We start from the raw sequence: 25014 nt of genomic DNA, 5'->3' as shown, positions 1-25014 counted from the left end.
AAAAAACCCCCGATGTAATTATCAGGGGTTTTTAAAATCACCATTTCACCCAATGTTGCCAGAGGCTTATCAAAATCGCTCCTTTAGGCTACATAGGAGCGACAGTCTTTTTCAACAATGTTAGCGCAACAACGTGAATGTATAAATATTAGCCTACATTCGCCAACATGAACTCTCTGGTTTCTGATTTGTTGATTGTGACTTGTCCATCATCATCAACATCGACAATGGCTGTATCACCTTCACCAATTTGACCAGATAACAATGCTTCTGCGAGAGAATCTTCTAAGAGGCGCACAATCGCCCGACGTAACGGTCTAGCACCGTAGCTGGGGTTGTAGCCTTCTTGAAGTACACGATCTTTGAAGCGATCGCTCACCTCTAAAGTGATACCTTTTTCAGTTAAGCGGCTAGCAACTTCTTTGAGCATGATCTCAGCGATTTGCTTGACTTCTTCTTTCTTGAGTTGAGTGAAGACAATAATCTCATCCAGACGGTTGAGGAACTCTGGACGGAAGTAATTCTTCATTTCTTCGTTCACCAAGTTACGAATCCGGTTGTAACTTGCTTCAGCTTCGTCTTCGTTGAACTGGAAGCCTAAACCGCCACCACCTTTTTCGATGACTCGTGAACCAATATTAGAAGTCAAGATAATCAGAGTATTCTTGAAGTCTACTTTGCGACCTTTAGCATCGGTAAGATGACCGTCATCCAACATTTGTAGCAGCATATTGAATACATCGGGGTGCGCTTTTTCGATTTCGTCGAATAGCAACACTGTGTATGGTCTGCGGCGGACGGCTTCGGTCAATTGTCCACCTTCGTCGTAGCCAACATAACCAGGAGGCGAACCAATCAGTTTGGAGACGGTGTGGCGTTCCATGAATTCTGACATATCGAGACGAATCATAGCTTCTTCAGAACCGAAGAAGTAAGCCGCTAAGGATTTAGCCAATTCAGTCTTACCAACTCCCGTAGGCCCAGAAAAGATAAAGCTAGCAATGGGTCGATTGGGATTCTTCAAGCCGACACGGGCGCGACGAATCGCACGGGATACAGCTGTGACTGCTTGCTCTTGACCGATGAGGCGCTGATGCAGGGTATCTTCTAAGTGCAGCAACATCTCAGACTCAGATTCGGTCAATTTGTTGACTGGTACGCCAGTCCAAGAGGCGACGATTTGGGCGATATCTTCTTCGTCAACTACCAGAGACTTGACAGATTTATCAGCTTGTGTATCTGCTAATTGAGCTTCGAGTTCCAACTCGCGATCGCGTAATTCTCCAGCTTTGTCAAAATCTTGTGTTCTGACGGCTTCGTCTTTAATTTTACTGACAGCAGTCAATTGGCGCTTAATTTCGCGATTGTCAGAAACCATCGAACTCCGCAGACGCACACGGCTACCGGCTTCATCAATCAAATCGATAGCTTTATCTGGCAAGAAGCGATCGCTAATATAACGATCAGATAAATTAGCAGCTGCAACCAATGCTTGGTCAGTAATTTCTACTCTATGGTGTTGTTCGTATACTGAACGCAAGCCTTGGAGAATCTGAATTGTTTCTTCTACCGAAGGTTCACCAACCATAATCGGTTGGAAACGACGCTCTAGTGCAGCATCGCGTTCGATATGCTGACGATACTCATCAAGGGTAGTTGCACCAATGCACTGAAGTTCACCTCTAGCCAATGCGGGTTTGAGGATATTAGCAGCATCCATACCACCTTCTACACCACCAGCACCAACAAGGGTGTGAATCTCATCGATCACCAGGACAATATTACCCGCAGTGCGGATTTCATCCATGATTTTCTTCAAGCGTTCTTCAAAGTCCCCACGGAAGCGAGTACCTGCTACCACTGACCCCATATCAAGACTGATAACTTGCTTGTCTTGCAAAATATCGGGGACATCTTGGTTGTGAATGCGTTGTGCTAAACCTTCTGCGATCGCAGTTTTACCAACTCCCGGTTCACCAATCAATACCGGGTTGTTTTTCGTGCGACGACCAAGAATCTGGATAGCACGCTCAATTTCTTGATCACGACCAACAACAGGGTCGAGCTTACCTTCTTGTGCTAATTTGGTCAGATTTCTCCCAAATTCTTCTAAACTCAAATTTTGAGTTCGTCTAGGACTAGTATTAGCACCTACAGTTGTGGGTGTAACTTCACCTAATATACGAATAACTGTGCTGCGGATATTGTTGAGGTCAACCCCCAAATTTTGTAGTACCTTGGCAGCAACTCCTTCCCCTGCCTCAGTTAATCCTAACAGTAAGTGTTCAGTACCAATATAGTTATGTCCTAAGCTACGAGCTTCTTTAAATGATTGCTCGAATAAGGTTTTTACTTTCGGGGTAAAAGGAATTTCTGGTGGTAAGTAGCCAGAACCCCGACCAATAATTCTTTCGACTTCGCGACGTGCTTCTTTGAGAGTAACGCCCAATTCAGTCAGCACTTTGGCAGCAACCCCATTTCCTTCTCCCAGCAAACCCAGGAGAATTTGTTCAGTTCCTACGAAGTTGTGACCCAGTCTTCGGGCTTCCTCCTGAGCGAGCATAACTACTTTAATAGCTTCGGAAGTGAAATGTTCAAACATAGCGGGTTTTGCTCCCTTGCTGCTTGGGCTTCGGGTAAAGTCAATTTCACCCTCACCTGAACTTTTGTCTACTTTTCTTAAAGACAATGTATCTTTATTTTAAGTTTAACGGCAGTGAGGAGAGCCGTAAGATTTTAGGTAGGGTAGCCGTCTGTTAAGAGATCGGGGATTGGGGATCGGGGATTAAGGACAAGGGAGATAGGGAGAATAACAATTGACTATTGTAGAGACGCGATGAATCGCGTCTCTACCCTTGACCAATGACCAATGACAACTAAACTAAATATTTATGAACAAAGATCAACAACATCCTTTATATAATCGCGATCGCTCGATTGTGGAAAGTTTACTAGTTGGTGAGGCGACAGAGTATAACTTGGCAGAATTAGCGAGATTGCGAGTTCGTTATCACGGCTTTCCCGGTGCAAGGGACATTCAAAGCGACTTGGATAAAATACTACAACAGTGGGGTCTAACCGAAGCGGAGCTATTTGACAAGACTCGCGCCATTCACGCCGTTGGTGGAATTTATAAAAGCCGCTCTAAAAAAGATGAGCAAGATTGGAATTAGTCAATGGTCATTGGTCAATTGTGTAATTTTTTATTTATTGTAAATGTATGTAATATTGCTGTGTCTGCTTGCTTTCAAATAATTAAACTATGATTGTGCCTTGGGTGCATAAAGTGACAAGTAGTAGGATCTGGGTTTTTTATTGTTAACTTATGGAACCAACAACACTGACAGTCGCAGCGATCGCTACTTTGGTGATTACGAAAGCTTTTGAAAAAACTGGCGAAATCTTGGGAGAAAAGGCATTAGAGAAGGGTGGAGAGTTATTAGTGCTGCTAAGGCGTAAAAAACCTGATACTGCAAGTGCGATTGAACAAGCACAGCAAAAACCTCTAGATTATGGACAAGCCTATCTAGAAGCAACAGCAAAAGTTGAAGAAGCGGCAAAGGAAGATCCAGAAATTGCCCAAGCAGTAGAAAATGTGGCAGATGCTGTCAAATCTCAACCTGCAACAGTCCAGAATTTCGGCAAGCTAGCAGAAAAGATAGGCATGGTAATTCAAGGTGGTACGGTAAATATTACAAACTTTAACGTTTAATATTCTTCCCCTTTTCCTTGTCCTCTTTGTGGTTTAGCCAAAGTAATTCATTATGCCAGAAGACTCTGGAAAACTGACAGAAAAGATAGGCATTTATGGTAAAGATAGTCAATTCATTATTGACAAACTAATTGTTAGCACATCCCCCGACACTCCAAAACCATCAGGTATACGGCAAAAATTGCCTCCAACTGGGGCAAAAAAATTTGTTGGGCGAGAAAAAGAACTTGCTCAATTGCACCAATTCTTGCAGCACAACCAGCAGGTAGTAATTGCAGCTATTTCTGGGATGGGGGGAGTAGGAAAAACGGAATTAGCGCTGCAATACGCTATACAACACCAAGCAAGTTATGCTGGTGGCATTTGTTGGTGTGGTGTCAAAAGTGAAAATGTCGGTTCACAAATAGTTCAATTTGCTCGCCATTTGGGTTTAAACCCACCTCAAGACCTTGATTTATCTGAACAATTAAACCATTGTTGGCTACGCTGGCATGAGGGAGAGGTGTTATTGGTGTTGGATGATGTCAGTGAATATTCACAAATCAAGCCCTATCTACCATCAGCATCCCGGTTTAAAGTGTTGCTAACAAGCCGTCAAAGTTTTGGTGCATCTATCAAACAGTTACCTTTAGATGTATTACAACCAGATGCAGCCTTAGATTTATTGCGTTCACTGATTGGTGATGAACGAGTAAATGAAGAGTTATCACAGGCAGAATCCCTCTGTGCATGGCTTGGATATTTACCCTTGGGGTTGGAATTAGTTGGGCGGTATTTGGTACGCAAGCAAGATTTATCTTTAGCGGATATGTGGCAGAAGCTAGAAAATAAGCGTCTGGAAGAATCTGCCCTAAAGAAGCATAAAAAAGATGAGGATATGACGGCAGTACACAAGAGTGTATTTGCAGCGTTTGAATTGAGTTGGAAAGAGTTAGCAGATGATGATAAGCAACTGGGTTGTTTACTCAGCTTATTTGCTTCTGCACCCATCCCTTGGGAATTGGTGAAATTGTGTTTACCGGAAGTCGATGCAGAAGAATTAGAGGAAATTCGGGATGATAGTTTGCTGACTTTGCATTTGTTGCAACGCCAAGCAAAGGGAGTTTACCAAATGCATCCCCTGCTAAGGGAATTTTTCCAATACCAACTGATAGAGTTAAATCAAGCAGAGGAACTCAAGCACTCTTTTTGCCAGGTAATGGTAACTGTTGCCCAGGAAATTCCTGAAGATCCTACTCTCAAGTTAATAACCGTTATTTCTCTTGCCATGCCTCATGTCGCAGAGGTAGCTAAAAATCTAACTGTATATCTCTGTGATGAGGATCTAGCCGTACTTTTCACTGGTTTAGGTCGATTTTACGAAGGACAAGGATTTTATAGTCAGGCGGAGAAGTTCTACGAACAGTGTCGGGTTACAGTAGAAAAGCGATTTGCTACTGAGCATCCTTATTTGGCTACGATTCTCAGTAATTTGGGTTCAATTTACTACACTCAAGGACGCTACACAGAAGCAGAACCTTTACACCAGAAAGTGTTGGAAATGAGACGTAAACTTTTTGGAAAAGAACATGCTGATGTAGCTGATAGCCTCAATAATCTAGCTCTACTCTCCACGGCTCAGGGAAAATACGCTGAAGCAGAAACTTTATATAATCAAGCTTTAGATATGAGACGTAAGTGCTTGGGAGAAGAACATATCGATGTAACAGATAGTCTCAATAATCTAGCGTTACTTTACGATACTCAAGGACGTTATCAAAAAGCAGAAAAACTATTTTTACAAGCTTTAGAGATGAGAAAACGTCTGCTCGGTACAAAACATCCTCGTGTTGCTACTAGTCTTAACAATTTAGCATCTTGCTATCATTCCCAAGAACGCTACGAAGAAGCCGAAAATAAGTATCAGCAGTCATTACAACTTTCTCAAGAACTTTTGGGAGAGAAGCACTATGATGTGGCTATTGCTTTAAATAATCTAGCTGAAATTTATGCTATACAACGAAAATACGAGGAAGCAAAACCTTTATTTACAAAGGCTTTAGAGATACAAAAACATATCTTTGGAGAAGTTCATCCAGATGTAGCTACTGTACTTAATAATATTGCATCTCTTTCTGAGGATCTAGGTAATATTAAGGAAGCTGAAATTCTCTACAAGCAAGTTTTGGAAATGAGAAAGCAATTATTAGGAGAAACTCATTTTGATGTTGCAATCAGCCTGAACAATTTAGCCAAGTTTTACTATTCTCAGAATCGATATCAAGAAGCAGAACCGCTCTACATAAATGCGCTAGAAATTTTAAAGCCATTGTTGGGGCCAGATCACCCTGTTACGACCAAAGTCCAAAGCAATTGGGAAGAGCTAAAATCAGCTATGAAAATTAGTTCAGGTAATGTGTAAAGAAATTTTCTTAATTTTTTGCACGATATGACACATCCATTAACGTAAATCCAGCCCAATTGATGGGATCGTGATATTGCTCCATATTTTTCACTTTGAGCATTGCTTCACGTAATGCTTGAGCTTCGTCAATGTCTTTACCCTCTTGACTCTGTCTCCGCATTGTGGAATAAAATTCAAACATTAATTTTTGAGTAGGAGCATCAGGCACTGCCCACAAGGATACAACCACACGTGGAACTCCTGCTAGACCGAGCGAAAGCGGTAGTCCAAGGACAATGCTATCTCCTGGTATTCCTTGTGCTGTATTACAGGCACTTAAGACAACTAAATCAGCTTTTAGCTTCAAATTGAGGATTTCTTGAGAAGTAAATAAATAGTTTGTCAATACAATAGCACCTGGTAATGAGCCATTTGTTCTAATAACATGTCGTGTTGTATTTTTGTCTTTATCAAACCAAATGCTGTACCACAATCTATGATTTTCTTTATAAGGACTAGGAGTTCCTACCATTCGAGTAACTTGAGTATAATTTTTCGATGAAGTTATTAACAGTATTACGTCGTTTGATGAAGATGAATTTTGTATGTCTAGAATCCCATGTGTAGCGAAATGAAGAATCTTTGCATTAAATATTCGTTGTGAAATTGCTCCTGTATGAGCTTGATTTCCAATCAGAGGAAAACTGCCTGATAATCTGGCTATCGCTTTTGCTTCTTGTTCCGCTCCTGGTAATTCGGATATACCTTGATTAGTAGGATTACCTACTACAAGCATTTCATCACCTCTAGGAAATTTTTGTAATGAAGAACGTTTTTGAAGAAGACTCTGAAGATTTGGAGCAATGCGAATGGTATGTTTTTCGATTAAATACTGCCCTGAAGCATCTTGTAAAGCAGAAAAAGGTACTAGCAAAAGAGGTCCTTGCGGAATAATAACTACATGCTTTGTTGGGTCTGTTGGTAGCAGTTCTTTAATCGGCTCAATCAAAATTTGATACAGTTGCTGGAGATTTTGTTTTTGCTCAGTTTCACTTACAGTTAACTGTTGAAGTAAACTATTTACATCCGTGTTATTAGTCCGTAATCTTAAATCACGAATAGCTTGAATCAGAGCTTTACCTTGTTGTCCTCTATCTACATATGAAGAGGCAATCCGAAGAGCATTTCTTGTGGTTTCTTCTAGTGATGTCTTTATAGAAGATAAGTTAATTTTCTTAAAACCTATTTTTCCAGTTGGTTGAATTACCCAGACAAAAATTTCTTCTTGAGAAACTATAGAGTAGTAAACAAGCGTAGAATTTTCTCTGATGGAGATTTTTTTGATATCTTTGATTGAGAGGTTTCTTGGAGTGACTAATTTAGGGAGATTATTATCAGATGTTTTACCTTGCAAGACCTCGTTATTTAAAGCATAAAGAACAGCAGGGACAGTTCTGAACAATTCAAGATTACGACTTTGTTGTGCAACTAGTAATGCCTCGTTTGTTTTATCCTCTCGATTCTGAGCTATTAGTGTTCGTTGAAGAAGTCGGAGAATCTCTATTTCTACTTGATGCCCATCCTCAACACTATTTATTACATTCTGAGACACATTATTAGTAGTCGTTCGATTTCCCCCCTTAACTATTTCATCACAGGATAATTCAGGTTTCCCAGAAATACACTCTACTAATCTTTCCATTTGCTCTATTCCTACATCATAGGCAGTGCTTGTGGGATCTTTCCCCTGACTAAGATTATTTATAATCCTTACATATGCTTCATCTAAAGGGATAGATACATGAGTGTAACCTGTTGCAACTGAAGTAGTACTAAAAGATTCAAACAGTTTTAACCCAAAAATAGAAATAGATGTCCCTCTTTTACGTGTCCGAGGTGCTTGAAAACCTTGCATTCGAGAACCACCATTTAATGTTTCAAGTGCAGCCCACAGTGATTTCTCAGCTTCAGAGTATCGATTTTGCTGATACTGTTGATACCCTTGATTAAAAAGTTTTTTCGCCTTTTCTACTCTACTCTGGGCTGGAAGTGATGGTGATGTTTGTTTTGTATCTACTTGAGAAGATGAATTTGGAACCGCAGAGTCTGTTGAAGCTGTAACAGGTAAAGATATATTTGTGATTAAGTTTACTGAAGTGGTAGTAAGTAAGGTTAGTAATACAGTGAGACTTTTATTTAGAGAGTACATGCTTATTAACAAGGGTTAATACTTAAAAGCGATAGTTTATAATCTTACACTCTTGCTCAAAAACGAGCAATGCTAAAAGTGGAATCAAACACAAAGAGGAAAGTGAAGATTACAGTTTATTCCAAATTCAATTTCTACAACTTTTTTACATAATGTTTTATGTTAATTTCATCTGAACATGCGTAGCATAAGTTTTAGTAAAAAATTTTTATTGCTCATAATCGTAACTCACAACTAACAACTTGGGTGATTCTGTAGCTCAAAATATGTACAATCACCTAATATAAATAATACCGAATAAATTTAAAATTGTGTTTGTACGCCCGCACAATATAATCCTATAAATTAAACATATTACGGGCGATTTTATTTTTCCTTATTTACCTATTTCTCCATATCTTTACTGCTGTCGCTGCTTACTATATTCACGTAATTTCTGCAATAGCTTTTCTTGAGATTCTGAGGTAGTAAACTCAATTGCTGTTGGTTGAATTTCTTTACTTGCACTCATCAGTGTTGTAGGTGAAAGATTAAACTCAATTTTTGGTTGATCTTTATTTGTTGGCTGCTTTTTGTTTGCTGCTAATGTTGTTGCGTTGGGATTTTTGACGGCGGTTTTGACTGCATCGAGTGTAGATGCGACTTCAATTTGTTGCTCTATTTGTTGAGTAGAAGACAGTAATTTACCTAAACCATTTACCAGGTTTCTGACATTTTCTCGAAAATTTGGATCACCAGTCAATTCATCTAAATCAGATGTGATTTTTTCGACGTTTTCAAATGTTACTCTGGCAGAATCTAGAGTTTGTTGCAACACCAAAATATTATTAGGATTGTTAAGCGCTTGGCTAGCATCTCGCAAATTAGCTGAAGCTTGTGCTGCGTTTGCAGAGAGTGTTTCTAAGTTTTGAATTACCTCTCCTTGTGTCAAGCGATTGATAGTTGGTGATAGGCTACTAACTGTAGTTCTGAGTTCAGTTGTAGTTGCCGTAATATTATTTAAAGTCCCAACTAGTGAAGAACGATTACTTGTGAGCAGCGTATCCAGATTTTTGAGCAGTTGACTTGCTTGATTTGCGGTGAGGCTGAGATCCTTTGCTGTATTACTAAATTGACTAGTTGTTTGAGTCGCAGATGCGGTGATTTTATCGGCTGCATTTGCCACTGAATTTGTCGCAGTTGACAAACCACTTATTTGGTTTTGCGTACTTTTTGTTAAGTTGGAAAGATCACGGCTAAGAACAACAACTTGAGCAGCCGCTTTTGAAGCATTTACTAATGTATTGTTGAGATTATCGTAGATTTGAGGTTGAGTATAAAGATTGGCAAAAACAGTACTGCTACGAATTAACTCATCCAAACTAATGCCAATTTGACCTTTTAAGCGTGAACGATTACAAATGATGAGACTCGGATCACAATCTTTATCTAATGGTTTAGCAATCGTACCACTTGGTAATGGTGATTTAGGTGTAATGTCAACTATGCTTTCGTTAATCAGACCCGATTGATTAGCTTCTACTTTGACATCACGAGGGATAATCAGGTTAGGATTGGCAATTTCGATTTCTACTTCTACATTGTTCGGTCTTGGTCTGATTGCAGAAATATTGCCGACTTTGACACCACGAAAGCGAACAACAGCCCCTTTTTGCATCCCACCAGCATTGGCAAATTCAACAAAAGCCTTGTATGAACTCGCAGCAGCCGTAAATCTTGTTAACCAGAGGATAATTATTCCAAACACACCCACTCCAACGAGGAGTAGTAAACCCACAGAACCTTCTCGAAAAGTGCGCGATCGCATTTTTTTATCCTCCCACTCAGATTTTTAGATTTTAGATTAGGTTGTGGTTTGTTGGTTGTTATTGGTCATTAGTTATTCACTCCATCCTCCGTATCTGCTTCTGCCTCTTCCTAATTTTTAATTTTTAATTTTTAATTGTTTACTCCCTCATCCTGCTACTTGAATTGGTCCAGATATACTTCCACTCATAAATTGTCTGATTAAAGGATTATCTGTGTGGTCTAGTTCACTGACTGCACCTTGCCACTGTACTGTACCGTGATAGAGAAATATTATCCTATCAGCTGTTCTGCGGATGGTGCTTTCTTGGTGAGTGACAATTGCGTAGGTGCTACAGACTCCTTGTGTGGATCGCAACTGTCGGATTAAATCTTCTATCACTGTTGAAGCAATGGGGTCGAGTCCAGCCGTAGGTTCATCGTATAGTAAAACCTCTGATCCTTCTTTGGTATTTTCCGGGTTAGACATAATTGCACGAGCAAAACTTACCCGTTTTCGCATCCCTCCGGATAGTTCCGCAGGATAGCGATCGCTAATTCCTGGTAAACCAACCATATCTAATTTTTCCTCGACTAGTTCACGAACTCGCGATCGCGGTAGTTTTGAGTTTTGATAGAGAAAAAACCCGACATTTTCATCGACTGTCAGTGAATCAAATAATGCCGCCTGTTGAAATACCATACCAATCCCAATTTGATCGGCTGCATCTTCAATTAATCCTTCTCGGCGCACACCTTGGACAATAATTTCTCCAGCATCAGGAGCAATCAAACCCGCAATTATACGTAGAATTGTTGATTTACCAGTACCACTAGGTCCAATTATGCCTAATGCTTCTCCCCGGTAAATGGTCAAATCCATGTTATCTAATACCTTATTGTCACCAAAGGATTTAGAAACACCTTTTAGTTCGATTAATGGTTCGTCATTAGTCATTGGTCATTAGAGATGCGATTAATCGCGTCTGTACAATAGTCATTTGTTATTAGTATTAGACAAGAGACTAAGGACAAATGACAAATGACAAAGGACAAATATGATGTCATCGTCATAGGTAGCGGTATTGGTGGGTTGTGTGCTGCGGGCTTACTTGCGCGTTACGGTAAACGCGTAATTGTCTGCGAAAGTCACACAATTGCTGGTGGTGCTGCTCATAATTTTAGACGTCGGGGATTTGAGTTTGATTCTGGCCCTTCATTTTACTGTGGTTTAACCGACATCCAGAGTTTGAATCCTCTGAAACAAGTTCTAGATGCGATCGGTGAATCTGTTACAGCCATACGCTACGACCCACTAGGACATTACCATTTTCCCGAAGGTACTTTGGCAGTTTATAGCGATGGCGATCGCTATCGTGATGAAGTAGCGAAAATTACTCCTGTTGGTGCAAAGGAATTAGAACAGTTTGAACGCCGCCTCTTGCCTTTGTATGATGCGATGAAAGGCATTCCGGCTCTGGTGCTGAGAGCAGATTGGCAATTACTCCCTCTGCTGCTGGGGCGTCATTTACCGTCTTTGTTAAAAATGCTACCTAATTTGCCCCTTGTCCAGGCTTCTGTAGGTAGTGTGATGGATGCTACGGTAAAAGATCCTTGGGTCAGACGGTTGATTGACCTGGAATGTTTTTTATTATCGGGTTTAAAAGCACATGGAACAATTGCCCCCGAAGTAGCTTTTATGTTAGGTGAGCGTACCCGTGCTGGTGTTGAGTATCCTGTGGGTGGTAGTGGAGCGATTGTTAACGCTTTGGTGCGGGGGTTAGAACGCTGGGGTACTAAGTTGCTGTTGGGATCTCATGTTGAGCAAATTTTGGTGGAATCGGGGAAAGTTGTAGGTGTACGGTTGCGATCGCAATCTATCCTGCAAGCGCCTATAGTAATTTCTAATGCTAGTATTTGGGATACCTACACTCAGCTATTACATCCTGATGATTTACCTGCATCTGAACGCCAAGCAGCTTTAGCTACACCAACTGTTGAAAGCTTTATGCATTTACACTTAGGTATCCGTGCTGATGGCTTAGAAAATTTAACAGGACATCACGTAGTAGTTCACGACGCAAATCAAGATATCACCACACCAGGAAATACCTGTATGGTATCAATTCCCAGCGTGTGGGATGCAAAACTTGCGCCTGAAGGACACCATGTAGTCCACGCTTACACCCTAGAACCTTATACCGGATGGGAACGCGATGATGGGTATGAACACAAGAGACAGGAAAAAGCAGAAACTTTGTATCGCGCCTTAGAGAAAATTATCCCGGATATTAGGGAGCGTGTAGTGTTGGAACTTATCGGTACACCCCTAACTCATGCTAATTATTTACGAAGATATCAGGGAACCTACGGCCCTGCGATCGCCGCAGGTAAGGGTATGTTTCCGGGAACCCACACACCCATACAGGGTTTGTATCGTGTAGGTGATAGCACTATGCCAGGAATTGGTGTCCCTGCGGTAGCTGCGTCTGGTATTTTGTGCGCGAATACGTTGGTGAGTGTCAAGCAAATGCAGGAATTGTTGAAGTCTTATATAGCAATCCGATTTGATTAATGAATTTACTCGTGGAGGCAGGCAATAGGCAATAGGCAATAGGCAATAGGGAAAGAAAGAAAAAAAAGGAAGCTAGATGTGTACTGAGTTTTGTTCAAAAATCAAATAGGAATCCTATAGCTGACAAATTGCTTTTAGAATTTAAATTCTTTGTGTCTTAGTGTCTTCGTGTTTCAAAGATTATCTTTTTCACCACCAAGACACTAAGACACCAAGAAAAATTCATTTCAAGTCTGATACTTTAACAGAGTTAGGCTTATCACTTAATAAATTAATATTAAGTAATAGAAACTAAATTAGAAGCTATCAATTCTTACTATTTAACCTCATAAATCTATCTCTGGTAGGTTGTTATATGAAATTGACTACTTTAAAAATTCCATTTGCGTTAATTCTGGTTAGCGTTAGTCTTTCACAACCAACTTATTCTCAAACTCCCATATCAAAAACCTCTAAATTATCTCAAGAAGTCGCTGTACTGCGACAACAAGGGCCAAAGGGTTTGGAAGCATTTCTCAAATCTCACGCCAATGAATTAAACTCTTCTCCACAAATTCGCCAAGCTTTAGATAAACTCTGCCAACAACGAGATTGTTACGCCTCGAAATTATATTGGTATACTGACTTAGAGCAAGCAAAAGCAGCTGCTAAAGCTAGCGGTAAACCAATCTTATCTCTGCGGTTGCTGGGTAATTTAGATACGGATCTGAGTTGCGCGAACAGTCGATTTTTTCGAGTTGCACTATATCCGAATGCAGAAATATCTCAAAAACTAAGAGAAGACTTTATCTTACACTGGCAATCAGTCCGTCCTGTACCGAAGGTGACGATTGATTTTGGTGATGGACGGAAGTTAGAACGCACAATTACAGGTAATAGTATTCATTACATTTTGGATAGTTCTGGTCGTCCAATAGATGCTATTCCAGGATTGTACGGGCCGAAAGCTTTTCTGCGTCAACTCCAACAGGCGGAAGTGGCGACAAAACAATACAGCAAACTTGGCAAATCACAACAGGAAGCTTTTTTACAAAAATACCATCGCGATCGCCTCAACGCTATCCAAACCCAATGGACAGCAGATTTATCAAAGTTGGGTATCCAGTCAGCACCAAGATTAGTAGAACTTCCCAGTAATTCTAGTCAAATTCCCAACGCTACTGTTGCAGGATCACTAGCAGTAACTAAAATGAGAGTGGAAACCCCTATGCTGAACACACTCCAACCAGGACAAAATAATCCTTCCGAAATTACTGATCAAGCTACTTGGAATCGATTCGCCCAACTTTATACAAGTGATGCCAAACTTGATCAAAACAGTATTGCTTTAATTCGGGCGAAAAAGTTTCAGTCTGCTCATACTCAAAAAGACGGTTTATCGAGACTCGTGAGTAACTTTGAAACTGCGATCGCTCTCGATACAGTCAGAAATGAATATATGCTACACAGACAAATTCATCAATGGTTTGTGCAGGGTAATCAAACTAGTAATTTAGCCGCATTGAATGAAAAAGTTTACGCCGAACTGTTTTTAACTCCCAGTTCCGATCCTTGGCTAGGACTCGCACCCGATGACGTTTATAGTGCAATTGATAATGATGGTGTGAAGAGACGCGATTAATCGCGTCTGTACAATTATCAGTTGAAATCATAAGACAATTTTGGGAGTTATGACAAAATCGTTATGGATTGCCTATGCTGGAAGCATATGGCAAGGAAAGTGGCATGACCAGTCAGACAACTAATTTAAAAACATTGAAAATCGCTGTAGTTGGAGATGTTCACGATCAATGGGAAGTGGAGGATGGTGATGCACTCAAGCATCTTGGTGTTGACTTAGTGCTGTTTGTCGGAGACTTTGGTAACGAGTCGGTAGAAGTGGTAAGAGCGATCGCATCCCTTGATATTCCCAAGGCAGCAGTGATGGGAAACCACGATGCATGGTACACTGCTACAGAATGGGGACGAAAAAAGTGTCCCTACGACCGTTCTCAAGAAGATTGGGTGCAGGAACAGCTAGATTTATTAGGTGCAGCCCATGTTGGTTATGGGAAACTGGATATTCCTGCTTTTAACTTAACAGTGGTGGGAGGACGTCCCTTTACTTGGGGTGGGCCGGAGTGGCGATTTGCTGACATCTGCAAAGAACGGTATGGTGTAAAGGATCTGGATGAGTCCGCCGTCCGGATTTTTGCCGCAGTCAAAAAGGCTGCTTATGAGACAATTATTTTTTTGGGTCACAATGGCCCTTCTGGCTTAGGCGATCGCCCCGAAGACCCCTGTGGTAAAGATTGGCACCCTATTGGCGGTGATTTTGGCGATCCTGATTTAGCTGAGGCGATATCTCTAACTCTCACTGCTGGTAAAACCGTTCCCTTGGTGACATTTGGTCATATGCACCAGACGTTACGACATACGAAGAAAGTGTTGCGAAAGCGGGTGTTTACTAGTCCAGAGGGAACAGTTTACTTAAATGCGGCGAGTGTACCGAGAATCGTGGATAGTAACGGTCAAAAACTGCGAAATTTCTCCATAGTTCTGCTGGAAGATGGTGTAGTTTCCCAAGCCTCTAGTGTCTGGGTTGGCAACGGCTATAAAGTAGCTTCTGAGGAAATTTTGTATGAAAAATCCCGTTCAGTAGTGCAAACTGCATGAATTTGAGTTATAATTATTTACTGGTCAGCTTTTTTAGCTGACGGCTGACGAATACACTTCGGCAGCTTTTTTTGGAGAGGTGGCAGAGTGGTCGAATGCGCTCGACTTGAAATCGAGTGATGTGAAAGCATCCGTGGGTTCGAATCCCACCCTCTCCGCTTAACAATTAAAAATTAAAAATTAAAAATTAAAAATTGGGAGAATGTCCCTACTTGGAGTCTTTGGTGGAGACTATGATTGCACCAAGAATACGTGTGAGTTCTTCGGTTTCAGTTTGGAGTTGGCTAATTCTTTCTTGGGATACTATTTCGGATGCAACGAGTAATTTTAGCCAATACCGAGTTTCACGTGATTCTTTAAGCGCAATCATCATTTTGCCAATAAAATCTGCTTTACTTTGTGCAGCTTGCGCTTCTTCTACATTAGCTCCAATAGATGTTCCTGACCTTAACAATTGTTGAGCAAGAGTTCGCGCTACCCCTGGTTTGTCATCAAGAAACTGGCACAATTTGACTATGCGAATTGAGAAAGTAAACGTGCGATCGCAAATGTCTTTTTTCACAGGTAGAAATTAACTATGTTTTGTATCATTTATCTGCTTTTAGCTGTCTTATCAGCTTCTACTAATTGTTTAATTTTTACTTGGTAACAACAAATTATTTTCAATTTCTTGCCTAACTTCCCGGCTTACATAACAATCACTATTTAGGCAGTCCATTAGTAACTTATTGGCATAGTAATACTGTTCTAATAGCTTTTTTTGTGCTTCGTTTAACTGCCAGTCATGTCCAATATTGCAATGCTCAATCATGACGGATCTAAGCTGTTCAGTCCAAACTTGACCATCATTTATCAACCAGCGCTTAAACGCTTTGTTGTCACTTGGTGGAGGTGGACATTGATTTTTGAGATTGTCAAGTAAAATCTGTAAATCAGGGCTTGGATTACGTTCTAAAGCAAAATCAAGATTTGAATCAAAGTCATGAGGATAGATGGTATCTAGGCTTTGTCTAGCTGCACAAATTTTTTTTTCTTCAAAAAAGATAGCTACTTCAAGACTTAAGGCTAGAGTACCTATTCCACTAATCCCTGGATCGCAAGCTTTATAAAAATCGCTGTTTGAAGTACCAGTAAGAGCTAGATCGAAGGCTAGAAGACGAAGAAGGTCTTTAAATTTTTTAAAGTTTGAATGCCTACCCACAATAAGATTATTTACCAAACTTAAGTAGACACCTCTAACTTCTGCTGGCTGATATGGCACTGTAGCTAAAGAAGCTTTTTTAGCTACCCACCTCATCAAATTTTGTAATTGTTCATCCGTGCTGATTAGTCCATCAATTTTACGCTTCATCAACTGCATCAAATCATCTGCTTTTCGCATCATCCCTGCTGTGAGCAAAAATACTTCCCGCCAACGTATCTCCGTAATACGCTCTAGCAAAGTTTCCCAGGCAGAGTTGGTAACTATTTCTCTGGCAGCAAAATATTCGTGAAACGTCAGGTGAGAAAAGGAATAGATACCTTTTGCTCTTTCTACTAATAACCCGTGCTGTGCTTCAATAGACTTTAAAACGGCTTCACTATCTAGTCTCAAGGCTTCTGGATCTGTGTCAGCATTGCGTAAGTTGCGAATAAAGTTAGCAATGTATTCCTGCACTGATTTTTGCTTAAAGAAATAGTCTTTCTGCTCAAAGGTAGTTAAGCCTATTTGACTTAGCAAGTCTTCCTTGCGCTGCAACGATAGATTTTTATATACTTGATCCCTTTCAATATTGCGTTTGGCATCCCATTTTTTCAGCAATACATCTAATCCCTCTTGATAAAGTTCAGAACGGTTTGCTGGGAAATCTCCATTATCTCCAAACACCAAACACAGTAATGTCAACAGTAAAGGACTACTTGCTAGTTCTTGGATTGGTTTGTTTTGCTTCAGTTTTTGAATGAATCTTTTACCTTTAATTGGATCAGTTAACTGAAACCAGTTTTGAGCAAAAATGGCTATTTGTTTTTCGTCAAAATCTGCCATTTCCACTTCTGTGAAACTTTCAAATGTGTATTCTTTGGCAGCAATGCGACAGGTAATTACAAACTGATTGGTATAAAACAGGTCAGAAAATTCCCGAATTTGTCGTAATACACGCTTGGTATCTTCCTCTCGTACTTCATCCAAGCCATCCAGCAATACTAATACCTTACCCTGTCTCAACAATTTCTCTACTATCACGCTGGTATGAATTACCCCATAGCTTGATAATTGTTGAACAATAAATTCCAAAATCTCTGGTTGTTTAGGTGCTTCTGCAAAATCTTTTAAGGTGATAAACAAGGGAACTCTGTTTGCTTGAAACTTCCCCTCAATACACTGCATTGCTAGATATTTTAAAAAAGTGGTTTTTCCTGCTCCTGGTTTGCCTAATACCATCAGCTTACTATGACGCTGCACAGCCTCTAATCCTGATACTCGCTTCTGTTTTATCTGGCTAAGTCCAATCCGCTCAAAGTTATCATGGTCGCAGTTCTGTATTAGTTCCGCAATTTTAAGTCGTCTTCGTCCTGTTATTTCCTCCAGAATATTGACATTCGTGTAAATACCTTGTCTTCCTGTTAAGTTAATGGGCTTAGGCATATCTAATACCCGCATGGTTCCGCACTTTTCTTTGATGTAGGGTTTGATTTGTTTGCGGGTTTCTTGCACTAAGGTATCAATTGAATCGTCTACATCATCTGTAATTAAATGACCAGAGGGTTCTTGCTGTGAGTATCTTTTGCTCAGATACTCCCGCAAGCGGCTTTCTTTAACAGGCCCATGACCAGTGATGCAAAATTTTTTGTAAATCCCTGTAAGACAAGTACTAAGGTTACTTTCAGAAATGTTTAGTTCTTGAGTTACATGCACTCGACTTTTACCACGAGCAAATATCTCCAGAAAGACTTCCTTTTCTCTATTTGATAATTCGGTGTATTGATCTAGTTGTTTTAGAAAGTCCTCTGGTATAGACATTTACTACTCCCAAAATTACTTATAAGCCAGTGTAGCCAAAGTTTTTATCAAAATGTGGAGTTAACTCAATGTAAATCAGGCTAAGTCAAGGCAAGTCAGATAAATAGCTACAAAAGAAAATTGCGACATTGAACTCAGTCAAGCTATTGAGGAAATCGCAATGCTAGAAACACTAATACCTCTGGTTGTAAACAAGTCAGTTGAAGTCGTTGTTGGAATACTGTTGGAAAAGTTTTGTAAATGGGTGCTGAGTGAAGCCCATATCAGAAGTGCTAACAATTTTCTGAAAATGCAGATTCTCGTACTGTATATTGATTGGGTTTTACAAAAAACACCACTGAAATCTCTACCAGAGGAATCAGAAGAGAATGATTGAGACATAAGTGGGTGGTAGAGGTGACAAAGCGATCGCACTCACCAACAAAACGTGATCGCTCCTCTTTCCCCACCTCAACCCAGGCTTGTAGTATCGTGCCATGATTAGAGAAGATCGTGACAGATGATAAGAAAACTCAAGCTTTCACAAAAGAGAATTTATCAGTTGCTGACTTTACTCATTTGATGTTGAACGTCTACCCGACGTCCTGTATAGTCGCCACATTTCCAAACTCAATATACAAGTCATCAACCAGACAACACCCGCAGCATAACCAGCTATGACATCAGTCGGCCAGTGTACGCCAAGATAAAGCCGACTAAAACCAATTGCTATAATTAGGATAATGGTGACTGTAAAAATCCATGCTCGCCAACGAGGATATCGCTTTGCGATTAGATAGCCAATGAAACCATAAATTACTAATGAAATCATCGCATGACCGCTAGGAAAGCTGTATTGACCGACGTCAACGATACGATTCCACAGTTGCGGGCGCGCTCTACCAAATAGCACTTTTATTAAATAATTTAAGCCGATCGCACCAACTGCGGCAATACCCAAAGTAGTTGCTTGCGAACGATGGCGATAATACAGTAATCTGATTGCTATTCCCAAACAAATCAGCAGCAAAAATACTGGTTCACCCAAAAAAGTGATACCCAGCATAATGTGATCGCCAATGGGTGTATGCATCTGCCTAATTGCTAGTAAAATGCTTTGGTCGAACCTTTGAGTTTCTTGTTCTAGAACTTCGTCGGCGATTTGAGCAAATACCCACAAAGCTAGGGCTGAAAGTAACAGCCCCATTAACCGAATGCTGAATATTAAAGAAAAAATCCGCGATCGCATCTAATACCAGTTCTGTTGTATAGTAAACCTTTCCTACTCTTCTACTACTTCAACTAAGTCTTCAATCATCACATCCAATGCACGCGCCATTTTCAAAATTGAGGTAAAATCTACCATTGCTAGCCCTGGCGATCGCGCGTAGGCTCTCACTGAACTATAGGCTACTCCCGAATAGTCAGAGACATCCTTGAGCGTCCAACCTTTTTCACATGCAAATTCCCTAATCCGTAGCCTAATCAGCCCCATTTTTTATCTTGACAAACGATGAGATTATATCGTTTAATTATTACACTTTAAACTAAAAAACGATCTCCCCCCGGCGTAGGAAACTGAAGGGCGATCGCTTTTGCATTAAATTAAATCTCTTCTTCAAACGGATACACCATCCGTCACAAGTTATCCGCCAAGGGATTTGGATGTATCCATCTCAAAAGGATTTGTCTATTATGTTATCATTACCCACACCAAAAGCGATTGTCATCCGTGAGTCAAAAATCGTCCACAAGTCGTTAACCATCAACCCATTAGCCAGATTTGTTACCGAGGAAGCTGTTTGCTTGATGTTGAATATCAAGCCAGAGAATATTTATGTTGTAGAATGCTGGCGCTACATGGTTTACGTCCATGGCAAGGGTGTGAGTAAGTTTGTGAGTTATGCAGATTTTCCGCCAATTTTGGGAGTTCGGCCACCAACCCAAGCAGAAACAGCCAAATGGCGCAGGCGTTGGCGCAAAAATTTCAACCCTGAATACAGAAAGCAAGCACCTAAATGGTGGGCAAAGTTTTTTGTAGGTGAAGCTTCGCAAGCCCCTTGCGAGCCTACGTTGAAAAGTTGGAGCAATTTAGTAGAGTCAATTAAATTTGCATTTAATGAAGAAAGCTGGGAAATACTACAAAAAAATTTGTTAGTTAAAAAACAACCACTAACCACTAACCCCTAATCATCAGCTCTTTCAAGGTGTCAATCTGGAGAATGAAAATTTCTTGGTGTCTTAGTGTCTTGGTGAGTCCACTTGCCGTCTTGGCGGTTCCCGTCACGTTCGCGTAGCGTCCCGGAGGGAACTTGGCAAGGTGGCGAACCCGAAGGGTGTTGAAAAAAATTACTTTTTCACCACATAGACGCGCTAACGGCTACTTGCAGTAGGCACAAAGACACAAAGAGGAAATATATCTTCTTAACTTAGATAATCGTTCTTTTTCTATCCACCTTGAAAGGACTAATGCTAACCACTAATGAAAATTATTCAGTAATTTTTTTCCTGGCTCTTTCTGCACGTGCTTCAGCACTTGCCATGACTTCGTCCATGTTTTCTAGCATTTCCCCAGGGAAGTTTTCTAAGACTCTAGTGGAAAGAGCAACCCGATTTTTTCCTTCATCTAAGTCAATAATTACGGCTTTGATTGACTGACCAACTTGGAATACTTTTTCCAGATTGTCAATAAATTTCTGAGTGATCTGCTTGATGTGAAGTAAAGCGCTAACGCCATCTATATCTACGAATACACCAAAGGGTCTGATACCACTAATTTTCCCTTCTACTAACTGACCTAGCTCAAAGGTACTGAAGCTAGCAGAACGAGTTGCCAAACGCTGGGAAAGTATAAGTTTTTTATTATTGCGATCTATTTCTAAAAAACTAACAGTCAGAGTTTGTCCTTTGAGGGATTCTAAATTATCACGTTCGAGCAGGTGCGATCGCGGAATAAATCCCCGTAATCCTAGAATATCAACAGTCACACCGCCTTTATTGACATTGAATACCCGGACTTCTACAGTCTGGGAATTATCCCGCATGTGGGCTAATCGTCCCCAAATATGTTTAATTTCTAATTGTCGGCGCGAAAGTGTGACTTGACCTTCTGCGTCTTGATCGCGAATGATTAAAAATTCTAATTCCTCATTGAGTGGCAGTACCTCAGACAAATCTGTTACATTTCTCAAAGCAGCCTCTTCACGGGGAATAAAGGCAGACGATTTACCACCGATGTCTACATAAGCGCCATCGGGGTCTAACTGGAACACTTTTCCATGTACTACCTGTCCTTTTTGAAACTGGTAATCGTGTTTTTCCAGTGCTTTAGCAAAATCGTCCATTGAAAAAGATGAATTGGCTTTTTGAGAAAGTTTAGTTTCAGAATTCATGACTTGTGCAGACAAATTGTTAATTAGTCAATAGTCCATAGTCAATAGTCCAGAGTCCATAGTCAACAGTCCAGAGTTTTTAATGACCCTTGACCATTGACCCTTGACCATTTACCCTCGACCTTGACTATTGTTGTAGCTGCTGTGCAAACAGTTGTTTTACCTGTTCCCAAGCATCAGCCGCAGCTATTGGATTATAGCTGGCACGTTGGTCACAGAAAAATCCGTGATCAGCTCCATCGTAGCGAAACACGCGATGGGGAATTTTATATTTTTCTAACTCTGCTTCAATTTGGTTTACCTGTTCAGCAGGAATACTGGCGTCTTCCATACCAAAGAAAGCGTAGAGAGTTCCTGGAATATCTTTTGTATGAGTGATAGTAGCATCGCCACCTCCTGGTGTGGCGTTAGCAATCCGTGCGCCGTAGAAAGAAGCAGTAGCTTTGATATCTGGGAGAGTAGCAGCAAGATAGGCAACATGGCCACCAAAGCAGAAACCTATACAACCGAAACCATCTTGTTTTATTTGTGGTAGAGTTTTGAGGTAGTCGATCGCTTTTTGAATATCGCTGAGTAATTCTGATGCTTGGCTTTGTTCCCAAGCGTAGACTTTACCCACTTCTATATCTGCTGGTGTGTAACCAGTTTCAAAACCAGGGGCGACACGTTCAAACAGTGCAGGAGCGATCGCCACATAACCTTCACGAGCAATACGTTCTGTAACATCGCGGATATGCGAGTTCACTCCAAAAATTTCTTGCAAGACTATAACTCCAGGATAACAGCCTGGTTCTTGAGGCTGGGCTATGTAAGCAGCTATCTCGAAATCAGCTTGCGAGAGGTTAACTTTTGCGGTGTCAATTGCTCGTACCATAACAATTTTTACCAGTACTATGTATTATTTAGATATATCTATAGATAAGATATACCTATGTAAGTATCTCTAAACTATCCCAAATCAAATTATTAACTACTGGCAATGAATGTACTATAAATTTCCCTCGAATAATTTGAATCTATAAATAGAATATTTAACAAAGTAAAATTTGTAGCTGGCTACAAAATGCTACTAATGCAGCGTGGTAAAAATTACTATGCAGTAAAACAGGGTAAAAACTATATAAGTGTTGTAGCCTTCTACCTTTTTATACCAGCACCTTTGGAGGCTTGGTGATGATTCAGTTCCGTATTCAGCCAGACAGTGAAATTCCTGCATCAAATCAGCTGTTTAATCAAATCAGATTTGCGATCGCATCTCGGCAATATCCCCCTGGGTACAAGTTACCGAGTACACGGGCGCTGGCTATGCAAACCGGGCTACACCGTAATACCATTAGCAAGGTTTATCGCCAACTCGAAGATGACGGACTAGTAGAAAGTCTTGCTGGTTCAGGTATTTACGTCCGCGCCCAAGGTCATGAAGGTGGTAGCAAGCTGCAATCACCAATTCTCAAAGAAAATCCCCAAGCATACAAGGTTGTCCAACAAGCACTTGATGAGTTGCTGTCTCACGGCTGTTCACTCAACCAAGCACGAGAAATATTTCTCGCGGAAATTGACTGGCGCTTGCGTTGTAGTGCGCGGGTGTTGGTAGCGGTTCCTGCTGGTGACATTGGTGCTGGAGAACTGATGGTGTATGAATTAGAACAAAGCCTTAAAATGCCAGTACAGCTAGTCACAATGGAAGAATTGCCTGTTGTACTTGAAAAAACCTCCTCTGCTACAGTTGTCACCAGTCGGTATTTTATCGGAGAAGTAGAGGTAATTGCTGCTCCGAAAGCAGTGCGAGTGATTCCTTTAGATATCCAAGACTACGCTAACGAGTTCAACCTGTTTAAAAACCTACCAAAAGACAGCTGTCTTGGTATAGTCAGCCTAAGTTCTGGTTGGCTGCGAAGTGCAGAAGTTATTCTTCATGGTTTGCGGGGGGATGAAATACTTGTGATGACTTCACAACCAAAAGATACTTATAAAGTTCAGGCGATGGTGAAGCGGGCGCAGGTGATTTTTTGCACTGATAAAGCAAGTTTTTCCACCGTCCAAACAAGCTTACACAATCTTGCTGAAGACATTATTCGTCCACCTAAATTGATTTGTGGTGAAAATTATATTGGTACTACATCGATTAATTTGCTCAAAAGAGAATTGGGTTTAAGTTAATTAGTGGTTAGTGGTTAGTGGTTGATAGCAAATGATAAATGACCATTGACCATTGACCATTAAATCTCTAAAAGATTATAGTCTCTTGAGCAGCCTCTAATGTTTATTTTAACCCTCGTAACAACAGAGCGATCGCTTACTTTGAAAAGCTTGGAAAAGCAGTCGTATTTTTATATGATGAGAGTCTTAACCATTGACCATTGACAAAAATTCTTGCACCTTTTTTAAGTAAGTTGGTGCATCTTCCAACATCGGGAAATGGGCTGTCTTGGGAATGATCACATGTTCAACTGCTTGATTCAGTTTTGCTGCTTGACGTCCCATCTCAGCAGGAATAATTTTGTCATATTCTCCTGACACTAGCAGCGTCGGTACAGTTATCTTACTAAATTCCTGCGGCATTAATTCAGCAGCAGCTTTACTTACAGAAGTAAAAATTGTGCCTAAAGCTGTATCATAATCAGCAACGAGAAAATCTTGTAAAAAAGCCCGCCTTTCTGGTGCTGGTATGGGGCGATGCAAAAATCGCGCTATAAACATCCTGTCTACCAACGGTATTTTTCCCAACCATTGAGGACGAAATTTGACAATGTAGCCACCGAATTTATGAAAGGCTGTGAACGCTTTCTCATCGTACTCAAAAATACCACTACACGTAAGAATTGCTTTTTCCACTCGTTCTGGATAGCGATTGAGAAATAGAGTACCGATGGAAGCGCCCATCGAATGAGCCTGGATATAAGCGCGTTGAACCTGTAACGAATCTAACAACGCTGCTAAATCATCCGCGTATTCTTCTAATTCGTAAGTTAATTCTGTAACTGCTTGTGATTCTTCTGGCGGTGAATCGGACTCAACAACGGCTTCACTAGCTTTAGTGACAACAGTCGGCTTACCACGGGAACGCCCGAACCCGCGTAAATCATAAAGCAGACAATCGAATTGTTCAAGCAAAGCTGCGGCAGTACTTTGCCAGTACCTACCAGAACCAGCCCAACCATGCACAAAAACCATCACTGGTTTAGGTTGAGAAATAGTGGATGGTTCTCGTATCCACTCATAATAATGCTCTACGCCACGGATATTAATGTAAGTCATCTCCACGAGGAGGTGGTGAGGAGTAGGGGGAAGTGGGGAGATTGGGAGATGGAGAGGGTTAGAAT

Annotated in this window: 20 protein-coding genes and 1 tRNA gene; 10 read left to right on the top strand and 11 right to left on the bottom strand. The window is 40.7% G+C overall.

The window, feature by feature from the left end; all coding sequences use genetic code 11:
- Positions 1-148: 148 nt before the first annotated feature.
- Positions 149-2602 carry an ATP-dependent Clp protease ATP-binding subunit gene (locus ACE1AT_RS07980; protein ID WP_374867034.1) on the bottom strand — a complete coding sequence of 818 codons (2454 nt, stop codon included), beginning with the start codon at positions 2600-2602 and terminating at the stop codon, positions 149-151.
- A gap of 289 nt (positions 2603-2891) precedes the next feature.
- Between ACE1AT_RS07980 and ACE1AT_RS07975 the strand changes: the two genes are divergently transcribed.
- The 3 genes from ACE1AT_RS07975 (at position 2892) to ACE1AT_RS07965 (ending at position 6113) form a co-directional block, all read left to right on the top strand.
- Complete coding sequence (locus tag ACE1AT_RS07975) at positions 2892-3173, top strand: DUF3288 family protein (protein ID WP_374867032.1); 282 nt, start codon at positions 2892-2894, stop codon at positions 3171-3173.
- 152 nt (positions 3174-3325) lie between these two features.
- Positions 3326-3712 carry a hypothetical protein gene (locus ACE1AT_RS07970; RefSeq protein ID WP_374867030.1) on the top strand — a complete coding sequence of 129 codons (387 nt, stop codon included), beginning with the start codon at positions 3326-3328 and terminating at the stop codon, positions 3710-3712.
- Positions 3713-3764: 52 nt separating this feature from the next.
- Entirely contained in the window at positions 3765-6113 is a 2349-nt protein-coding gene (locus tag ACE1AT_RS07965) for a tetratricopeptide repeat protein (protein WP_374867028.1), read from the top strand.
- Positions 6114-6123: 10 nt separating this feature from the next.
- Here the strand turns inward: ACE1AT_RS07965 and ACE1AT_RS07960 are convergent, their stop codons facing one another.
- The 3 genes from ACE1AT_RS07960 to ACE1AT_RS07950 all read right to left on the bottom strand — a co-directional run bounded on the left by ACE1AT_RS07960 (position 6124) and on the right by ACE1AT_RS07950 (position 11047).
- Positions 6124-8304: a CHAT domain-containing protein gene (locus ACE1AT_RS07960; protein WP_374867026.1), complete on the bottom strand. Its 2181-nt coding sequence runs from the start codon at positions 8302-8304 to the stop codon at positions 6124-6126.
- Positions 8305-8704: 400 nt separating this feature from the next.
- Complete coding sequence (locus ACE1AT_RS07955) at positions 8705-10111, bottom strand: MlaD family protein (RefSeq protein WP_374867024.1); 1407 nt, start codon at positions 10109-10111, stop codon at positions 8705-8707.
- Positions 10112-10258: 147 nt separating this feature from the next.
- A complete protein-coding gene (locus ACE1AT_RS07950) occupies positions 10259-11047 on the bottom strand; it encodes an ABC transporter ATP-binding protein (RefSeq protein ID WP_374867022.1) in 789 nt (262 codons plus the stop codon).
- Positions 11048-11131: 84 nt separating this feature from the next.
- Between ACE1AT_RS07950 and ACE1AT_RS07945 the strand changes: the two genes are divergently transcribed.
- The 4 genes from ACE1AT_RS07945 (at position 11132) to ACE1AT_RS07930 (ending at position 15477) form a co-directional block, all read left to right on the top strand.
- Entirely contained in the window at positions 11132-12664 is a 1533-nt protein-coding gene (locus tag ACE1AT_RS07945) for a phytoene desaturase family protein (RefSeq protein WP_374867020.1), read from the top strand.
- A 355-nt stretch (positions 12665-13019) separates the two neighbouring features.
- Positions 13020-14285 (top strand): hypothetical protein, encoded by a 1266-nt coding sequence (locus tag ACE1AT_RS07940; RefSeq protein WP_374867018.1) that lies wholly within the window; start codon positions 13020-13022, stop codon positions 14283-14285.
- A gap of 74 nt (positions 14286-14359) precedes the next feature.
- The gene (locus ACE1AT_RS07935; RefSeq protein WP_374867016.1) at positions 14360-15319 is read left to right on the top strand and encodes a TIGR04168 family protein; all 960 of its coding nucleotides are present in this window, start codon (positions 14360-14362) and stop codon (positions 15317-15319) included.
- A 73-nt stretch (positions 15320-15392) separates the two neighbouring features.
- Positions 15393-15477 (top strand) — tRNA-Ser (locus ACE1AT_RS07930).
- A 50-nt stretch (positions 15478-15527) separates the two neighbouring features.
- Here ACE1AT_RS07930 and ACE1AT_RS07925 read toward each other — a convergent pair.
- Both ACE1AT_RS07925 and ACE1AT_RS07920 read right to left on the bottom strand, forming a co-directional pair.
- On the bottom strand, positions 15528-15881 hold the full coding sequence (locus ACE1AT_RS07925; RefSeq protein ID WP_374867014.1) for a four helix bundle protein: 354 nt from the start codon (positions 15879-15881) through the stop codon (positions 15528-15530).
- Positions 15882-15950: 69 nt separating this feature from the next.
- Entirely contained in the window at positions 15951-18320 is a 2370-nt protein-coding gene (locus ACE1AT_RS07920; protein ID WP_374867012.1) for an NACHT domain-containing protein, read from the bottom strand.
- Between the two features lie 160 nt (positions 18321-18480).
- Between ACE1AT_RS07920 and ACE1AT_RS07915 the strand changes: the two genes are divergently transcribed.
- Positions 18481-18696 (top strand): hypothetical protein, encoded by a 216-nt coding sequence (locus tag ACE1AT_RS07915; RefSeq protein ID WP_374867010.1) that lies wholly within the window; start codon positions 18481-18483, stop codon positions 18694-18696.
- Between the two features lie 174 nt (positions 18697-18870).
- Here ACE1AT_RS07915 and ACE1AT_RS07910 read toward each other — a convergent pair whose 3' ends face one another.
- Both ACE1AT_RS07910 and ACE1AT_RS07905 read right to left on the bottom strand, forming a co-directional pair.
- Positions 18871-19548 carry a phosphatase PAP2 family protein gene (locus tag ACE1AT_RS07910; RefSeq protein ID WP_374867008.1) on the bottom strand — a complete coding sequence of 226 codons (678 nt, stop codon included), beginning with the start codon at positions 19546-19548 and terminating at the stop codon, positions 18871-18873.
- A 33-nt stretch (positions 19549-19581) separates the two neighbouring features.
- Positions 19582-19794, bottom strand: coding sequence for a helix-turn-helix domain-containing protein (locus tag ACE1AT_RS07905; RefSeq protein ID WP_374867006.1), 213 nt, complete (start codon positions 19792-19794; stop codon positions 19582-19584).
- Positions 19795-19994: 200 nt separating this feature from the next.
- Between ACE1AT_RS07905 and ACE1AT_RS07900 the strand changes: the two genes are divergently transcribed.
- Positions 19995-20489, top strand: a complete 495-nt coding sequence (locus ACE1AT_RS07900) for a hypothetical protein (RefSeq protein ID WP_374867004.1) — start codon at positions 19995-19997, stop codon at positions 20487-20489.
- Between the two features lie 299 nt (positions 20490-20788).
- Here the strand turns inward: ACE1AT_RS07900 and ACE1AT_RS07895 are convergent, their stop codons facing one another.
- Both ACE1AT_RS07895 and ACE1AT_RS07890 read right to left on the bottom strand, forming a co-directional pair.
- Positions 20789-21691, bottom strand: coding sequence for a S1 RNA-binding domain-containing protein (locus ACE1AT_RS07895; protein WP_374867002.1), 903 nt, complete (start codon positions 21689-21691; stop codon positions 20789-20791).
- A 127-nt stretch (positions 21692-21818) separates the two neighbouring features.
- Positions 21819-22565, bottom strand: coding sequence for a dienelactone hydrolase family protein (locus ACE1AT_RS07890; RefSeq protein ID WP_374867000.1), 747 nt, complete (start codon positions 22563-22565; stop codon positions 21819-21821).
- A gap of 299 nt (positions 22566-22864) precedes the next feature.
- Here ACE1AT_RS07890 and ACE1AT_RS07885 point away from each other — a divergent pair, with 299 nt between their 5' ends.
- Positions 22865-23851 carry a GntR family transcriptional regulator gene (locus tag ACE1AT_RS07885; protein ID WP_374866998.1) on the top strand — a complete coding sequence of 329 codons (987 nt, stop codon included), beginning with the start codon at positions 22865-22867 and terminating at the stop codon, positions 23849-23851.
- Between the two features lie 186 nt (positions 23852-24037).
- Here the strand turns inward: ACE1AT_RS07885 and ACE1AT_RS07880 are convergent, their stop codons facing one another.
- Complete coding sequence (locus ACE1AT_RS07880) at positions 24038-24949, bottom strand: alpha/beta fold hydrolase (RefSeq protein WP_374866996.1); 912 nt, start codon at positions 24947-24949, stop codon at positions 24038-24040.
- Positions 24950-25014 lie beyond the last annotated feature (65 nt).

Origin of the sequence: Pelatocladus sp. BLCC-F211 (assembly GCF_041928655.1) — a bacterium.
GTDB lineage: Bacteria > Cyanobacteriota > Cyanobacteriia > Cyanobacteriales > Nostocaceae > Pelatocladus.
Note: the sequence above shows the minus strand (reverse complement) of the source record. Positions and strands in the feature narration are given on the sequence as shown.

What these genes read in the sequence shown, in the direction of transcription:
- ACE1AT_RS07895 (WP_374867002.1), bottom strand. Translation starts at nt 21,691, where the DNA reads ATGAATTCTGAAACTAAACTTTCTCAAAAAGCCAATTCATCTTTTTCA.
- ACE1AT_RS07890 (WP_374867000.1), bottom strand. Translation starts at nt 22,565, where the DNA reads ATGGTACGAGCAATTGACACCGCAAAAGTTAACCTCTCGCAAGCTGAT.
- ACE1AT_RS07905 (WP_374867006.1), bottom strand. Translation starts at nt 19,794, where the DNA reads ATGGGGCTGATTAGGCTACGGATTAGGGAATTTGCATGTGAAAAAGGT.
- ACE1AT_RS07915 (WP_374867010.1), top strand. Translation starts at nt 18,481, where the DNA reads ATGCTAGAAACACTAATACCTCTGGTTGTAAACAAGTCAGTTGAAGTC.
- ACE1AT_RS07935 (WP_374867016.1), top strand. Translation starts at nt 14,360, where the DNA reads ATGCTGGAAGCATATGGCAAGGAAAGTGGCATGACCAGTCAGACAACT.
- ACE1AT_RS07960 (WP_374867026.1), bottom strand. Translation starts at nt 8,304, where the DNA reads ATGTACTCTCTAAATAAAAGTCTCACTGTATTACTAACCTTACTTACT.
- ACE1AT_RS07970 (WP_374867030.1), top strand. Translation starts at nt 3,326, where the DNA reads ATGGAACCAACAACACTGACAGTCGCAGCGATCGCTACTTTGGTGATT.
- ACE1AT_RS07955 (WP_374867024.1), bottom strand. Translation starts at nt 10,111, where the DNA reads ATGCGATCGCGCACTTTTCGAGAAGGTTCTGTGGGTTTACTACTCCTC.
- ACE1AT_RS07885 (WP_374866998.1), top strand. Translation starts at nt 22,865, where the DNA reads ATGATTCAGTTCCGTATTCAGCCAGACAGTGAAATTCCTGCATCAAAT.
- ACE1AT_RS07975 (WP_374867032.1), top strand. Translation starts at nt 2,892, where the DNA reads ATGAACAAAGATCAACAACATCCTTTATATAATCGCGATCGCTCGATT.
- ACE1AT_RS07910 (WP_374867008.1), bottom strand. Translation starts at nt 19,548, where the DNA reads ATGCGATCGCGGATTTTTTCTTTAATATTCAGCATTCGGTTAATGGGG.
- ACE1AT_RS07950 (WP_374867022.1), bottom strand. Translation starts at nt 11,047, where the DNA reads ATGACTAATGACGAACCATTAATCGAACTAAAAGGTGTTTCTAAATCC.
- ACE1AT_RS07945 (WP_374867020.1), top strand. Translation starts at nt 11,132, where the DNA reads ATGACAAAGGACAAATATGATGTCATCGTCATAGGTAGCGGTATTGGT.
- ACE1AT_RS07940 (WP_374867018.1), top strand. Translation starts at nt 13,020, where the DNA reads ATGAAATTGACTACTTTAAAAATTCCATTTGCGTTAATTCTGGTTAGC.
- ACE1AT_RS07900 (WP_374867004.1), top strand. Translation starts at nt 19,995, where the DNA reads ATGTTATCATTACCCACACCAAAAGCGATTGTCATCCGTGAGTCAAAA.
- ACE1AT_RS07920 (WP_374867012.1), bottom strand. Translation starts at nt 18,320, where the DNA reads ATGTCTATACCAGAGGACTTTCTAAAACAACTAGATCAATACACCGAA.
- ACE1AT_RS07980 (WP_374867034.1), bottom strand. Translation starts at nt 2,602, where the DNA reads ATGTTTGAACATTTCACTTCCGAAGCTATTAAAGTAGTTATGCTCGCT.
- ACE1AT_RS07880 (WP_374866996.1), bottom strand. Translation starts at nt 24,949, where the DNA reads ATGACTTACATTAATATCCGTGGCGTAGAGCATTATTATGAGTGGATA.
- ACE1AT_RS07965 (WP_374867028.1), top strand. Translation starts at nt 3,765, where the DNA reads ATGCCAGAAGACTCTGGAAAACTGACAGAAAAGATAGGCATTTATGGT.